Origin of the sequence: Janthinobacterium sp. FW305-128 (genome assembly GCF_020858135.1) — a bacterium.
Classification (GTDB): Bacteria; Pseudomonadota; Gammaproteobacteria; order Burkholderiales; family Burkholderiaceae_D; genus Janthinobacterium.
Window position 1 is genome coordinate 309,281 of record NZ_JACYMK010000005.1, and the last position, 14,689, is coordinate 323,969.

General features: G+C 63.6%; 18 protein-coding genes. All 18 read left to right on the top strand.

Features of this window, described 5'->3' with window-relative positions:
* Position 1: 1 nt before the first annotated feature.
* The 18 genes from IGS60_RS13265 to IGS60_RS13350 all read left to right on the top strand — a co-directional run bounded on the left by IGS60_RS13265 (position 2) and on the right by IGS60_RS13350 (position 14,456).
* Positions 2–1,237 (top strand): type II secretion system F family protein, encoded by a 1,236-nt coding sequence (locus tag IGS60_RS13265; protein WP_230504867.1) that lies wholly within the window; start codon positions 2–4, stop codon positions 1,235–1,237.
* On the top strand, positions 1,237–1,722 hold the full coding sequence (locus IGS60_RS13270) for a type II secretion system protein (protein ID WP_230504869.1): 486 nt from the start codon (positions 1,237–1,239) through the stop codon (positions 1,720–1,722). Before IGS60_RS13265 ends, IGS60_RS13270 begins: the two co-directional genes overlap by 1 nt.
* A gap of 83 nt (positions 1,723–1,805) precedes the next feature.
* On the top strand, positions 1,806–2,309 hold the full coding sequence (locus IGS60_RS28460; protein WP_306798484.1) for a type II secretion system protein: 504 nt from the start codon (positions 1,806–1,808) through the stop codon (positions 2,307–2,309).
* A 138-nt stretch (positions 2,310–2,447) separates the two neighbouring features.
* Positions 2,448–2,984: a Tfp pilus assembly protein FimT/FimU gene (locus tag IGS60_RS13280; protein ID WP_230504871.1), complete on the top strand. Its 537-nt coding sequence runs from the start codon at positions 2,448–2,450 to the stop codon at positions 2,982–2,984.
* A complete protein-coding gene (locus tag IGS60_RS13285; RefSeq protein ID WP_121669838.1) occupies positions 2,971–3,537 on the top strand; it encodes a type II secretion system protein in 567 nt (188 codons plus the stop codon). The genes IGS60_RS13280 and IGS60_RS13285 overlap by 14 nt, the downstream gene beginning before the upstream one ends.
* On the top strand, positions 3,534–4,454 hold the full coding sequence (locus IGS60_RS13290) for a prepilin-type N-terminal cleavage/methylation domain-containing protein (protein WP_230504873.1): 921 nt from the start codon (positions 3,534–3,536) through the stop codon (positions 4,452–4,454). The genes IGS60_RS13285 and IGS60_RS13290 overlap by 4 nt, the downstream gene beginning before the upstream one ends.
* Before the next feature lie 5 nt (positions 4,455–4,459).
* On the top strand, positions 4,460–4,894 hold the full coding sequence (locus tag IGS60_RS13295; protein WP_227741989.1) for an agglutinin biogenesis protein MshP: 435 nt from the start codon (positions 4,460–4,462) through the stop codon (positions 4,892–4,894).
* Between the two features lie 130 nt (positions 4,895–5,024).
* Positions 5,025–5,984, top strand: a complete 960-nt coding sequence (locus IGS60_RS13300; protein WP_070291530.1) for an agglutinin biogenesis protein MshI — start codon at positions 5,025–5,027, stop codon at positions 5,982–5,984.
* The gene (locus IGS60_RS13305) at positions 5,981–6,640 is read left to right on the top strand and encodes a PilN domain-containing protein (RefSeq protein ID WP_230504875.1); all 660 of its coding nucleotides are present in this window, start codon (positions 5,981–5,983) and stop codon (positions 6,638–6,640) included. Before IGS60_RS13300 ends, IGS60_RS13305 begins: the two co-directional genes overlap by 4 nt.
* Positions 6,640–7,323: a type II secretion system protein GspM gene (gspM, locus tag IGS60_RS13310; protein ID WP_070312056.1), complete on the top strand. Its 684-nt coding sequence runs from the start codon at positions 6,640–6,642 to the stop codon at positions 7,321–7,323. Before IGS60_RS13305 ends, gspM begins: the two co-directional genes overlap by 1 nt.
* Positions 7,308–7,703, top strand: a complete 396-nt coding sequence (locus tag IGS60_RS13315; protein WP_230504877.1) for an MSHA biogenesis protein MshK — start codon at positions 7,308–7,310, stop codon at positions 7,701–7,703. The genes gspM and IGS60_RS13315 overlap by 16 nt, the downstream gene beginning before the upstream one ends.
* A 38-nt stretch (positions 7,704–7,741) precedes the next feature.
* Complete coding sequence (gene mshL, locus IGS60_RS13320) at positions 7,742–9,520, top strand: pilus (MSHA type) biogenesis protein MshL (RefSeq protein ID WP_070220282.1); 1,779 nt, start codon at positions 7,742–7,744, stop codon at positions 9,518–9,520.
* Positions 9,521–10,423 carry an ExeA family protein gene (locus IGS60_RS13325; RefSeq protein WP_070220250.1) on the top strand — a complete coding sequence of 301 codons (903 nt, stop codon included), beginning with the start codon at positions 9,521–9,523 and terminating at the stop codon, positions 10,421–10,423.
* A gap of 17 nt (positions 10,424–10,440) precedes the next feature.
* Complete coding sequence (locus IGS60_RS13330) at positions 10,441–11,511, top strand: tetratricopeptide repeat protein (protein WP_230504879.1); 1,071 nt, start codon at positions 10,441–10,443, stop codon at positions 11,509–11,511.
* A 146-nt stretch (positions 11,512–11,657) separates the two neighbouring features.
* Positions 11,658–12,296 (top strand): hypothetical protein, encoded by a 639-nt coding sequence (locus IGS60_RS13335; protein ID WP_230504882.1) that lies wholly within the window; start codon positions 11,658–11,660, stop codon positions 12,294–12,296.
* The gene (locus IGS60_RS13340; RefSeq protein WP_070220244.1) at positions 12,286–12,702 is read left to right on the top strand and encodes a hypothetical protein; all 417 of its coding nucleotides are present in this window, start codon (positions 12,286–12,288) and stop codon (positions 12,700–12,702) included. Before IGS60_RS13335 ends, IGS60_RS13340 begins: the two co-directional genes overlap by 11 nt.
* A 103-nt stretch (positions 12,703–12,805) precedes the next feature.
* The gene (locus IGS60_RS13345) at positions 12,806–13,708 is read left to right on the top strand and encodes an alpha/beta hydrolase (protein ID WP_230504884.1); all 903 of its coding nucleotides are present in this window, start codon (positions 12,806–12,808) and stop codon (positions 13,706–13,708) included.
* 88 nt (positions 13,709–13,796) lie between these two features.
* Positions 13,797–14,456 carry a DUF2625 family protein gene (locus tag IGS60_RS13350; protein WP_230504886.1) on the top strand — a complete coding sequence of 220 codons (660 nt, stop codon included), beginning with the start codon at positions 13,797–13,799 and terminating at the stop codon, positions 14,454–14,456.
* Positions 14,457–14,689 lie beyond the last annotated feature (233 nt).

Consider the following 14,689-nt stretch of genomic DNA (forward strand, 5'->3'; position numbering starts at 1 on the left):
CGTGGCGTTTTTTGCTTACAAGGCGCGCAATGCCAACGGCGAACTGCTGACGGGCGTGATGGAAGGGGCCGACAGCGGCGCCGTGGCCGATCAGTTGATGGCGGGCGGCAGTACGCCCGTCGACATCAGCGTCACCAAACAGACGGTGGCGGGCGCCGGCGCCAGCAAATTGGGCTGGTGGGACAAGCTGACCGAGAAAAAAGTCACGCCCATGGACGTGCAGCTGTTCAGCCGCCAGCTGTACACCCTGCTCAAGGCGGGCGTGCCCATCATGCGCGGACTGGCCGGCCTGCAGGAATCCGCCATCAGCCCCGCGTTCGGGCGCATCATCAAGGACGTGCGCGAGTCGCTCGATGCGGGGCGCGAGTTGTCGGCCGCCATGGCGCGCCATCCCGCCATCTTCACGCCGTTTTATCTGTCGATGGTGCGCGTGGGCGAAATGACGGGGCGCCTCGACGAAGTGTTCCTGCGCCTGTTCGATCACCTGGAATTCGACCGCGACATGCGCGCGCGCGTCAAGTCGGCCACGCGCTACCCGAGCTTCGTCGTCTTCGCCATGGTCGCCGCGATGATCGTGGTGAATATCTTCGTCATTCCCCAGTTCGAAAAAGTGTTCGCCAGCTTCCACGCGGAACTGCCCCTGATGACGCGCTTCCTGATCGGCACCTCGCGCTTCACGGTGACCTACTGGCCCATCCTGCTGATGCTGGGCGTGGGCGGCTTTTTCGGCTGGCGCGCCTGGCTGCGCACGAAAGAGGGCCTGTATAAATGGGACCGCGCCAAGCTGCGCCTGCCGATTGCCGGCAAGATCATCCTGAAGGGCACGATGGCCCGCTTCGCCCGCAGCTTCGCCCTGTCGAGCACCAGCGGCGTGCCCATCGTGCAGGCGCTGACGGTGGTGGCGCAAACGGTGGACAACACCTATCTGAGCGCGCGCGTGGAGCAGATGCGCGACGGCGTGGAGCGGGGCGAAAGCATCCTGCGCACCTCGGTGGCGGCCGGCGTGTTTACGCCCGTGGTGCTGCAGATGATCGCCGTGGGCGAGGAGTCCGGTTCGCTCGACGACCTGATGGACGAGATCGCGGACATGTACGAGCGCGAAGTCGATTACGAGCTGAAAACCCTGTCGGCGCAGATCGAGCCGATCCTGATCGTCTTCCTCGGCGCCATGGTGCTGGTGCTGGCGCTGGGCATCTTCCTGCCGATCTGGGACCTGGGCCGCGCGGCCCTGCACTGATGGCAACACCGCTCCGCCAGCGCGGTTTCACGCTGTTCGAACTGGCCGTGGTGGCGAGCGTGTTCGCCATCCTGGTGGGCGTGTTCCTGAACCGGGCCGGCTACTACCAGCAGCAGGCGCAGCAGCTGGCTATGGCGCAGACGCTGGGGGCCTTGCGCACCGGCTTGCGGGTGCAGGTGCTGCAGCTGTACCTGGCGGACGGGCGCGCGCGCATACCGGCGCTGGCGCGGCAAAACCCGTTCGACTGGCTGGCCGACAAGCCGGCCAACTACCTGGGCGAATTCGATGCCCCCGTGCTCGATGAATTACCCGGCGGGAATTGGTTGTACGACAGAAAAGAACAAAAAATCATCTATTTGTTTAGTAATGGCAATATTTTTCCCGGTTCAGAGCTTGATGCAGTGAAATTTAAGGTAATCTTGCCAGGTGCAGACGCCGATATTGACAAGCTCGTCCAGGAACCCGATATTGTGGTGTGGAAATAGCCTGACGCTGCAACGGCGTGCCGTGCAGCGCACGTTTCATGGCGTTGGTTTTGATGTTTTTATTTGATTTTGGAGAAGCTGGTATGAAGAAATCCTTACGTAGTATGAAAAGCGGCGCCCAGGCGGGTTTTACCCTGATTGAACTGGTCGTCGTCATCGTGATCCTGGGTATCCTGGCAGCGACGGCCATTCCTAAATTCGTCGACATGTCGACCGATGCGCGCATCGCCAAGATGCAGGCGGCAGCGGGCGCCTTGAAATCCGGCTCGGCCCTGTTCCACGCACAATGGCTGGTCAAGGGGTCGCCTGCGGACGCCGTTGCCGTCAACATGGAAGGCACGGACATCAAGGGCATCAGCGGCTACCCCGGCATCGCATCGCCTGGCATCGCCTCGGCGGCAGGCGGTCTGGTTGACTACGATACCACCACCGTTGCGGCGACGGGAACCGTGCTGACAGTGTTGCCTGATAGCAAGCATACAAGTTGCAAGGTGACCTATACGACTGCCGTGGCTGCGTCAGGCACCACGCCAGTCCTGCCGGCGGTGGTTGACACGACGGCCCTGACCTCGACCAACTGCAGCTAATCCGGGCGTGCAGCTGCCATGCCGGCAAGCCGGCATGGCCACGCCATGTTTTCCGCCCGCCCAACGCCAGGCCATGCCGGTTGGGCTTTTTTACGGGTATTGCCATTGTCCCTGCCATCGACCACCTTGCCGCAACGTATGACGCTCTCGCGGCCCAGGCTGCGGCGCCGCGCGCGCGGCTTCACGCTGATCGAACTGGTCGCGGTGCTGGTGATCGCCGGCCTGCTGGCCACGTTTGCCGTTTCGCGGTTTTTCCAGCGCGATGCCTTTGATGCGCGCAGTACCAGCGATCAGGTGGCGAGTATCGTGCGCTATGGACAAAAGCTTGCGGTGGCGCAAAACCGTCCCGTGTTTGTGCGCATCGACGGCAAAAGCGTGGCGCTGTGCTTCGATGCCGCTTGCAGCGATGCGCAGAAGGTGGTGCCGCCCGCCGGCACGAACAGCGGCAGCAAGGAAACACTGCTCGCTTGCAGCGACAGGAGCAACTGGCTGTGCGAAGGATGGCCTGCGGCCGTTACGCTGACGGGCGGCGCGGGGTTTTACTTTGACCCGCTGGGGCGCCCGTATTACGCGGCGTACGGCGATTTTTCCACTATCCTGATGCTGACCGTGGTTGCGGGCGGGCAGCAATACCAGGTCAACGTCGCACCGGAGACCGGCTATGTGTACCGCTAGGCGCCGTGCCGCCAGGCGCGGCCAGGCCGGCGTGACCCTGATCGAACTGGTGCTCTTCATCGTCATCGTGGGCGTGGCGGTGACGGCCATCCTTGGCGTGATGAGCTTGACGACGCGCAATAGCGTCGACCCGCAGCTGCGCAAGCAGGCGCTGGCCATTGCGCAAGGCATGCTCGACGAAATCGAGGGCGCGCGCTTCACTTATTGCGCAGTGGACGACCCGGCAGCCGAGACGGCGACCGGCGAGGCCGGTTGCGCCACGAAGGAAGCGTTTGGCATACAGGGCGCCACCACGCAGCGGCCTTACGACAACGTCAATGATTACGTGGCCAGCGACGGCGGAACCTCGACATACACCACGGATGTGGCCGGCAACCCGTTCTCAGCGCTTGCCGGCCAGTATGCGGCGACGGTGAGCATCAATACCGTTGCGCTGAACGGCATCGCGGCGCCCAAGGTGCTGCATATCCAGGTCAGCGTCGCCTATGGCGACAAGCAGCAGGTCGTGCTCGACGGCTATCGCACGCGCTACGCGCCGAACAGCATCCCATGAATACCTCTTCTTTCCGGCGCCGCGCGCGCGGCTTTACCCTGGTGGAGATGATCATCGTGATCGTCATCACGGGCATCATCGGCGGCATGGTGGCCATGTTCATCCGCCTGCCCGTGCAAGGTTATATCGATGCCAATGCCCGCGCCGACCTGGCCGACCTGGCCGATACCGCCACGCGGCGCATCGCGCGCGACGTGCGCCTTGCCCTGCCGAACAGCGTGCGCGTCAGCGCGGACGGGAAATACCTGGAGTTGCTGTTGACGAAATCGGGCGGCCGCTACCTGTCCGAGGACGATGCACCGGGTCTCGGAGCCGTGCTGGCCTTCAATCCCGTCGCCGCCGGCGCGAACGCCAATCAATTTACCGTCGTCGGGAGCGCGCCGGAGATCGCGCCCGGCGACTTTATCGCCGTCTACAATATGGGCGACAACCTGCCGGATGCCTACGGCTGTGCCGTCAACGCCGGCATCTGCAATCTGGCGCAGGTCGATGCCGTCAGCGGCACGCTGGTGACCCTGAAGAGCAATCCCTTCCTCGCGCAGGCGCCGCTGAAGTTCCCCTCGCCATCGCACCGTTTTCAGGTGGTGACGACGCCTGTCAGCTATGTTTGCGATCCGCAGGCCGGTACCCTGATGCGTTATTCCGGCTATGTCATCCAGGCGACGCAGCCGCTCGATGCGGCGGCGGTGCCTTTGTCAACGGCCCCCGTGCGCGCACTGCTGGCGCAAAAAATCCTGAAAAACACGGTGACGCGGTCTGGTCAAACAGAGGCTCCCCCCGAAGGCTGTTTTACCTATGAGGTGTTGAGGAACGGGCCGCGCGGCCTGCTCAGCATCGTCCTGAGCCTCGGCGCGGAAAACAGCAATACCGGCACGCTGCGCCTGGTGCAGCAGGTACAGGTCAGTAACACACCATGAGCGCCATGAGAATATTTCCCTCGCGCCGCATGCGCGGCTTCAGCCTGGTGACGGCCATCTTCCTGCTGGTGGTGCTGGCGGGGCTGGGCGCCGTGATGGTGAACGTGTTTACCCTGCAGCAAGTTGAATCGGCGATGGACGTGCAGGGCGTGCGCGCCGAGCAGGCCGCGCGCGCCGGCATCGAGTGGGGCGTGTACAGCCAGCTGATCGATGGAAACTGCGCTCCTTCCGTGTCGTTTGCCTTGCCGGCAGGCACATCGCTGTCCTCCTTTTCTGTCAGCGTACAGTGCGTCAAGGCCACGGGTCCGGGCACACTGAGCAGCTGGACCATCACGGCCACGTCCTGCAACCAGCCGGCCGCGGCCGAGCCGTTATGTCCGCACGCAGGCAACAACCCCGATTACGTCCAGCGCCGCCTGCAGGCCGTGCTGTCGCAGTAAGGTCAACTGCTTGAAAAAAAGATCGCTAATTTATTGTTTTTACACAACAAAATTGGTTTCATGAATTAGAATTGGCTTGATGCATTATCTGCGCGACAAGTCGGGCAGGCACTTACACTGGATAGTTCGCATGGGTTTATTCGCAAGAGCAAGAAAATACGATGGCTGGCTGGCGACGGCGTTTGGCCGCGAAGGTGTCAGCGCCGTCGTTGTCGAGCGTCCCGCCGACGGCCTGCCGCGTGTGCTGTGCGCCAGTTACCAGGCGGCGGAACGGCCCGCGTCGGCCGAGGTGCTGGAAAAGCTGGGCAAGGAACTGCAGGCCGCGGCGCGCCACTGCAGTACCGTGCTGGCCGGCGGCGAGTACCAGCTGCTGTCGCTGGAAGCGCCGGCTGTGCCGCGCGAGGAATTGAAGACGGCCGTGGGCTGGCGCCTGAAGGACATGCTGGACTTTCCCCTGGCCGAGGCCACCATCGACGTGTTCGACATCCCCGGCGACCCGAACGGCACCCAGCGCGGCAGCAGCGTGTTTGCCGTCGCCGCGCGCAACAGCGCCGTGTCGCGGCGCCAGGGACTATATGGCGTATGCAAGATCGGCCTGTCCGTGATCGATATCCCGGAAATGGCGCAGCGCAATATCGCCACCCTGCTGGAAACGCCGGGGCGCGGCATCGCCGTGCTGTCCTTCGATGGCGACGGCGGCTTGCTGACCATCAGTTTCAATGGCGAGCTGTACCAGGCGCGCCGCATCGATGTGACCTTGCCGCAATTGCACTCTCCCGACGCCAGCCAGTATTACGATCGCGTCACCCTGGAGCTGCAGCGCTCGTTCGACCACTTCGACCGCCAGTTCCACTTCATTTCGCTCTCGCGCCTGATGCTGATGACGGGCGCCAGCGATGGCTTGCACGGCTATCTGGCCGATAATCTGTACATGCCGGTCGAACGGCTGGACCTGAATCAGGTGTTCGACTTTTCACGGGTTGCCGCTTTGCGCGAGCCGGACATGCAGGCGCGCTACTTCCTGGCGCTGGGCGCGGCCTTGCGCGAGGGGGGCATGCTCCCGGGCAAGAGCGAAGGGAAGGGCGCATGAGCCAGCAGATCAATCTGTTCAACCCCCAGTTCGAACAGACGACCCACCAGATGTCGGCGCGCACCGCCGGCGCCTGCCTCGGTGCGCTGGCGCTGGGCTTGCTGCTGCTGTGCGTGCTGGGCCAGCGCTCGCTGACGGAACTGCAGCGCCAGGACGCGGATGTCCAGGCGGTGCTGGCAAAAGAAGAGGCCAGGCGCGACCAGGCCTTGCGTGATTTTCCGCCACGCAAGAAAGATCCGGCGCTGGCGCAGGAAGTCGCGGCCGCCGAGGCGCAGCGCCAGTTGCTGCTGGATGCGTCGGCCGTGCTGGCCAGTGGCGAACTGGGCAATACCCAGGGCTTTGCCGGCTATTTCCGCGCGCTGGCGCAGGCCAGGGTGGAAGGCGTATGGTTGACGAACATCAATATCGCCGGTGCCGGCAGTGAACTCGGCTTGCAGGGCCGCGCCTTGCGCGCGTCGCTGCTGCCCGCGTATATCACGCGTTTGGGCCAGCAGGATGTGCTGGCAGGCAAGAGCTTCGCCAGCCTCGACATCGGCCAGCCGCCGGTGCCGGCGGTCATCGAAGGCAAGGCACCGGCGGCGCCGTATGTGACTTTCAGCTTGCAATCATCAAGCCAGCTTGCGGCGTCCGCCGCGGCAGCGGGAGGAAAACACTGATGCAGCCCTTGCTGAAAAAATGGGCCGCTGCCTTCGACGCCCTCAGCCGGCGCGAGCGGCTGATGCTGTTCGGCGCGGGCGTGGCCGCGCTCCTGTTCGTCTTCTATTTTTTGTTCTTTAATCCGCTGTTCGCGAAACGGGCGGCGCTGCATGCGAGCATTGCGCAAAAGCAAAACCAGAAGGCAGCCATCGCCAAGGAAATCGAACTGACCATGCTGGCGCACGCAGTGGACCCGGACCAGAATGCGCGCGCGCGTCTGGCGGCCCTGCTGGCGGAAGGGGCGAGAATGAAAGAGCAGCTGCGCCAGAAGCAGCACGGCCTGGTGGCGCCCGAACGCATGGTCGCGCTGCTGGAACAGCTGCTGCGCCGGCATGCCGGCCTGCGTGTGGTCGCGCTGAAAACCTTGTCTGGAGGTGGCGTGGGCGCTTCCCCGGCAGCTGCAGCGTCCAGCGACGGCGCCGCCAAGGCAAGCGCCCCGGCGCCCCTGCTGCACCGGCATGGCGTGGAAGTGGTGCTGCAGGGCAGTTATGCCGACATGCTGCAGTACATGCAGGCGCTGCAGGCGATGCCGACGCGGGTCTTCTGGGGCCAGGCCCGCCTGGAGGCCGAAACCTACCCGCAAGCGACGCTGACCCTGACTTTATATACCCTCAGCATGGATGACACATGGATCGCACTGTGACCGCCGGCCGCGCGCCGCGCCGCTGGGCGCCGCTCCTGGCGCTGTGCCTGGCCTGCAGCGGCGTGCAGGCGCAGGCGCTGGACGACCCCACGCGCCCGCCCGCGGCCCTGTGGGCGCCCGCCAGCGCCGCTCCCGTCCCGCCCGCGCAGCCGCGCCTGCAATCGGTGCTCATCTCCACCCAGCCGGGCGGCCGCCGCCTCGCCGTCATCGATGGCCAGACAGTCAAGGTCGGCAGCAAGGTGGGCGACGCCGTGGTGACGGAGATCCGCGACACGGCCGTATTATTGCGGCGTGGCAAAACACTGGAAACCTTCAAGCTGTACCCGGGCAGCAAGATACCGCCTCAGACCGACAGCAAGACCGACCGCAAGCAGGAGTAGAAGAAGTGGCCAAGCAATTCAATCAACACAAGGCGAGCATGTTCAAGATCAGCACGATGGCGGCGCTTGTCAGCGTCAGCCTGGGCCTGGGCGGCTGCAATGTCGCGCCCGTCAAGCGCGATACCTATAATGCGATTACCGACGCCGTCAAGGGCGCGGCGGCCACCACCACGCCGGCCGCCCAGCCCGATGCCGTGGAAGCGGCGCTGCTGCCGCCCGTGGCGGCCCTGGCCCAGCAATTGCCGAAGGCCCGCGCCGCGCTCGACGAGCGCTTCAACGTGGCCTTCAACAATGTGCCGGCGCGCCAGTTCTTCACCTCCATCGTGGCCGGCACGCGCTACAACATGCTGGTCCATCCCGATATCGGCGGCACGATTTCGGCCAACCTGAAGGACGTGACCCTGTTCCAGGCGCTCGACGCCGTGCGCGAGCTGTACGGCTACGACTACAAGGTCGAAGGCACGCAGATCTACATCAAGCCGCTGACCATGCAGACGCGCTTGTTCCATGTCAATTACCTGACGGGCGCGCGCAGGGGCAGTTCCAACCTGCGCGTGTCGTCGACCTCGGTGGGCTCGGTCGGTTCGACCAATTCGGGCGGTTCGGGCGGCAATGGCAACCAGGGCAACAACCAGAATAGCGAGCAGAACCAGCAGACGAATGGCGGCCAGGGCGGCCGCACCCTGGACAGCAGCAACCTCACCACCTCGTCCACGGCAGACTTCTGGCCGGAATTGAAGGCGGCGCTGGAAGCCATCGTCGGCAGCACCGAGGGCGGCCGGCAAGTGGTGCTGAGCCCGCAGTCGGGCGTGATCGTCATCCGCGCCATGCCGGAAGAGCTGCGCAACGTCGACATGTACCTGAAGGCCACGCAGCTGTCCGTCGACCGCCAGGTGATCCTCGAAGCGAAAATCCTCGAAGTCGAGCTCAACGACAACACGCAGACGGGCATCAACTGGGCTTCGTTCGCCTCGATCAAGAGCGGCCACACGAACCGCATCTCGACGGGCTTCATCCAGCCGGGCGGCAGCCTGGCGCCGCTGCCGTTCAACGGCGGCCAGCCGCCCAACATGACGAATGGCAGCGGCCTGACGGCCAGCAGCGGCTTCGGCCTCAGTTCGGCGGCGACGGCGGCCGGCTCCATGTTCGGCCTGGCGTTCCAGACGGCCAACTTTGCCGCCATGATTTCCTTCCTGGAATCGCAGGGCTCCGTGCACGTGCTGTCGAGTCCGCGCATCGCCACCATGAACAACCAGAAGGCCGTGCTGAAGATAGGCACGGACGAGTTTTACGTGACGGGCGTGTCCACCACCACGAATACGACGGCCAGCGGCGCTACCACCAGCCCCAACGTGACCTTGCAGCCGTTCTTTTCCGGCGTGGTGCTGGACGTGACGCCGCAGATCGATGCGGATGGCAACATCATCCTGCACGTGCACCCGTCCGTCAGCCAGGTGTCGACCATCAGCAAGGAAATCGACCTGGGCAGCGCCGGCTCGCTGAAACTGCCGCTGGCCGCTTCCAGCACGTCCGAGATGGACAGCATGGTGCGCAGCCAGGATGGGCGCATCGTCGCCATCGGCGGCCTGATGCGCCAGGCCACGACCTCGGACCGCTCGCAGGTGCCGGGCGCGGGCGATATTCCCGTGCTGGGCGCGCTGTTCCGCAACACGGGACAGGTGATCCAGAAGCGCGAACTGGTGGTGCTGATCAAGCCGACCATCGTCGAAGGCGCCAACAGCTGGAACGAGGACTTGCTCGATTCGGGCAAACGCATCGAGGCGCTCGACCCGCGCCGGCCGTCGGAGCGGCGCTAAATGTACCAGGCCCATTTCGGCTTGCGCGAGGCGCCGTTCGGCCTCACGCCCGATACCAGTTTCTTTTTCAACGGCCCGCAGTCGCAAAAGGCGCTCAACACCTTGCTGGTGGCGGCGCGCAATGGCGAGGGCTTCATCAAGATCACTGGCGAAGTGGGCACTGGTAAAACCTTTTTGTGCCGCAAGTTCATGCAATCGCTGGGGCCGGATTTCGTCACGGCCTATATCCCGAATCCTAACCTGCCGCCCCGATCGCTGATCCTGGCGCTGGCGGACGACCTCGATGTATTGCTGGAGAAAGATGCGGATCAGCACCAGCTACTCAAATCCCTCAACTTGCGCCTGCTTAACCTGGCGGCGCAAGGCAAGCGCGTGCTGCTGTGTCTGGATGAAGCGCAGGCGATTCCCGTCGACAGCCTCGAAGCGCTGCGCCTGCTGACGAACCTGGAAACGGAAAAACGCAAGCTGCTGCAAATCGTGCTGTTCGGCCAGCCCGAACTCGACGTCAAGCTGGCCCTGCCGGAAATCCGCCAGCTGGCGCAGCGCATCACCTTTCACTACCACCTGGGACCGTTGTCGCGCGACGACGTGGATTTCTATGTGGCGCACCGTCTGCGCGTGGCCGGTTTCGATGGCGCGCGTCTGTTCAGCCGTGGCGGCGTGCGCAAGCTGTACCAGGCTTCCGGCGGCATCCCGCGCCTGATCAACATCATGGCGCACAAGGCGCTGATGGTGGCGTATGGCGAAGGCCGGCAGCAGGTCAGCGGGCGCCACGTGGCGCTGGCCGCCAGCGATACCCTGGCCAGCAAGCCGCGCTTGTGGCGGAAGCCTTGGCCATGGCTGGCTGGCGCCGGCGTGCTGGCCGCCGCCTGCGGCGTGAGCTGGACTTTATTGAACCGATGACGAAGATGAGCCTGTAGATGAGCCTGATTAACAAGATGTTGCAAGACCTCGATGCGCGCGGCACTCCCGATGGACGCGGCGACGCGGCCGGCATCCGCTCCGTGCCCGAACGCGAGCGGGGCTTGCCGCGCGCGCTGATCTTCGGCGGCGCTGCCGGCCTGACGGCGGCGGCGATCGCCCTTGGCTGGGTCTACCTGAAGCGCCCGCCCGTGCCGCCCGTGCTGGTCAGCGTGGCCAGTACGCCCGTTCCCGTTCCCGTTCCTGTCCCTGTTGTCCCCGTTGCACCTGTGCCAGTGCCGGTAGTGGCTGCCCCGGCGGCGCCCGTCGTGGTGGCGGAACCCAGGCCCGCGTTCCAGGCCGAGGAAGTTACCCCCGCGCCAGCCAAGGCCCGGCCAGCCGAAATAAGGCGCATCACGGAAAAAGCCCCCAAGCCTGCCGCTGCGCCCGTTGTAAGGACGGCAGCGCCCGCCGCCAGCGAGCGCATCATTGACGGAAAACAAGTCACGCCGCAGCAGCGCGTGGAGAATGCATACCGGCGCGCGCTGGCCCAGTTGCAGGATGGCCGCGTCTCCGAAGCGTTGCCCGGTTTGCAGCAGACCCTGCAGCTGGACCCGCGCCACCAGGGCGCGCGCGAAACCCTGGTGCGCCTGCTGCTCGAAGCGCAGCGTCCGGACGAGGCTGCCCGCCAGTTGCAGCTGAGTCTGGCACTGGACCCGAAACAGCCGGCGCAAGCGATGATGCTGGCCCGTCTGCAGCTGGACAAGGCCAACGGCGGCGCGGCCGCGCTCGACACCCTGATGCGCAGCTTGCCGTACGCCGCCGACAGCGGCGAATACCACGCCTTCCTGGCCGGCGTGCTGCAGCGCGAGCAGCGCTACCGCGAAGCGTCCGAGCACTACCAGCTGGCTCTGCAGGCGGCGCCCGACAACGGCGTCTGGTGGATGGGTCTTGGCATCGCCTTGCAAGGGGACAACCACCCGGCCCAGGCGCGCCAGGCGTTCGAACGCGCCAAGGGCTTGCAAACCCTGTCGCCGCAGCTGCTGGCGTTTGTCGAGCGCAAGCTGGTGCAGTTGGCGGCGGCCAAGTAAGTGCGGCCGATTGCGGCGCCGCCGTTGGCAAGCGGGACGAGCACGATACGTACGCTTCTCCTGTCGGCAGCGTTGCTGGCGCTATCGACTGCCGCCGCCGCAGCAATTGCCTGAAACGGATGAATCCATAGACAAGACAAGACAAGATGAGCGTTGCCTGGAAATTCCCCGATGCCCCGAATACCGCCTGCTTCACGACCACGGAGGTCTTGAACGGCGCTCCCATCGTGCTGGTGTCCCATGACTACGAAGGGGATTGGCAATTTCACGCGGCCTCAAATGAAACGATGTTGAGTTCAGTCAAGATTGTCTGTCTGGCAGACATGATACGAAGATATGACTTGCTGGCAGAGTTGCATGGCTTGCCCTGTGGCTGGGGCGCGCAGCGGGATGACTGGGCGGGACACTGGGAGCGTTTCAAGGACAAGCCGTTTCCCGCGTTTGCCGAACAGGGCTATTACCTGGAAGACGCCGTCTGGCTTTCCCGCTATTTGACGGATATCGAGCCGCCGCCGGCCGCGGTACGCGATGCTCTGCCCATCGGCGCCTGCGTGAAACGCGTGTTCCGCTTCGCCGCCGAGGATGGTGCGCGTGGCGACGGCCAGTGCGAACGGATGTGGGTGCAGGTGACCGGCATCGATGAATACGAGGCTGCTACAGCGGCACAATCGCGAACCATCCGCAGCATGCGGTGGCCAGCTATGGCGACCTGCTCGCGTTCCACCCCCTGCATGTGGCAGATATTGCTAGTGAACAAGATTGAAAGGACGCGCCATGCGCAATGAACGCGAGGGGGCGAAAGAGGCGCGCCGGGAAATCAGGCGCTACCAGGAACATATCAATTCGCCGCGCCTTTGTCCGGACCAGTGTTACCGCATGGCCAGCCCGACGTATGCGCTGGTGTGCCACGTCAACCATGTGACGGGCCTTTTCCTGAGCAAGAACTATTACGTGATCCCTATTTTCCTCCAGCGCGCCCATGCAACGCTGCTGGAGTTGAAGGCAGAACTTGTCAGCGAGCCGTATCGCAAACTGGTCGAGCAGTATCTGAGCCATATCGCGCATTTCATCGTCGATTTTCAATGTCTGGCGGAAGACGAGCGGCAAGCCGTGCAATATATCCCGCCAGCGCTGCTGGCCCTCATGCCAGAGACCTTGCCGGAAGACTTGCTCATGGAGGGCGAGTTTTGATATTGTAGTGCGGATGTATTTTTGGCATGATTGGAACAGTGTCATTTCTTTTTCAGATTGTTGATATCATCGCGCCATCACTGACTACGTCAAGGAACCCCGTTTGAAATCCCTCAGCCTGCTGCTCGCACTCTGCTGCCTGCTCAACAATGCCCATGCCGCCCCCGCCACCGCCCCTGCCAGTTACGTTTTGGAGAATACGGAAGTGCGCGACATCCATGCGCAAACCTTGAAGCGCGACTACCAGGTGTATGTGGCCTTGCCCGACTCCTATCGGCAGGGGAATAAACGCTACCCGGTGCTGTTCGTCGTCGATGCCAATTATGCGTTTCCCGTCGTGCGCAATATCGCGCAGCGCCTGAACAAGCATGCCGGGATGGAAGAAGTGGTGGTGGTCGGCCTGTCGTACGCCAACGGCGACGGTGGGGTGTACAGCCGCCGCCGCGACTACACGCCCACCACGCCGCGCAAGCACGATTACCGCTCGGACATGCCGGGGCGGCAGCCGGCGTTCGGCGAAGCGAAGGCGTATGGCCAGTTCATCGCGGGCGAGGTGTTTCCCTTTATCGCCAGTAACTATCGCGTGAATATGCAGCGCAAGGTGTTTATCGGCCATTCCTACGGCAGTCTGCTGGGCCTGCAATTTTTGCTGACGGAACCGCGCACCTTCGAGCACTACATCCTTGGCAGTCCGTCGCTGTGGTACGACGCTGGCGTGATGTTCGACCGCGAGCAGGCGTATGCCGCCAGCCACAAGGACTTGCCAGCTTCCGTGTTCTTCGGCATCGGCGGCCTGGAAAAGCTGGCGGCAGGCAAGAAACGTTCGCGCTCCGAGGAAGACGCCGACATGGTGGCCGACGTGCGCGAATTCGACGGCAAGCTGAAATCGCGCAAGTTTCCGAATCTGAAAACGCGTTTGCGCGTGTTCGAGGACGAAGACCATGCGAGCGTGTTTCCTTTTGTGCTCACGCATGGATTGCGGGCGTATCTGACGTCCGCAAAATGAACGGTGCCGGGTGCCGCCCGCCAGACAGTGCCTGCGTCGCCGTGCACATTCCGACCGCCGCAAGCGGTCATCGATAAGGTCAGATTACATGCGTACATTGAATGAATTACTCGATAGTGAAGACCCGGCGTTTCCGCTGATCAAACAATGGGCCAGCGAGGCCGACTTGCCGGTGGAATTGCTGCCGCCCGCGGCCGGCAGGGAGGATGTGCTGCTGAGCCTGCAGGTCACCACGCGTTCTCCCCTGGGGGCGATAGCCTATGAAACGGGGGGCATCCTGGTGGATGACGGCTGGCTGCGCATACTGGGGTCGGGACATGCCAGGCTGGGCCGGGATATCGCTGCCTGGAACAAAGGAAAGGCCGACGGTTTTCTGCTGGTCGCCGACGACGTGCTGGGCGGATTTTTTGCCATCAATGGCGGCGCACTCGGGGACGACCAGGGCAATATGTATTACCTGGCTCCCGAGACGCTGGAGTGGGAAGCGCTGGAGATCGGCTTCACGACGTTTGTCCAATGGGCTTTTACCAGCCAGTTGCGGCAGTTTTACGGCCGCCAGCCTGGCGACGCGGAGGACTTTGACGAATTGCCCGAATTGCCCTTGCCCGGCGAGCTATGCCTGAATTTTTATCCATTTCTGTGGACGCAAGAGGGCTCGCTCAAGACCAGTTCGCGGCGCGTCATTGCCGTGGAAGAGCAGTGGGCGCTCAACCTTGATCTGCAACAGAAGTTGCCCGACGCGCGCTGAGGCAGGGCTTGCGGGCATATCTGAAAGCATCGCCATGTGCATCCCGAGGCGGTGGAATGGCGTTTCAATCCCCGGATTCAGCAGTTTGTCGCAATGGCATGGGCGAGAAAATGGCAAGGCGATAGCATGTGGTGGGTTTCCTCATGATGGGCTGCCCGCAAGCGAGTGTTCGATGCTGACGGTAGCGCCGTCATCAACGGATGCTTCCCAATGACCTCGATCAGGATGACATA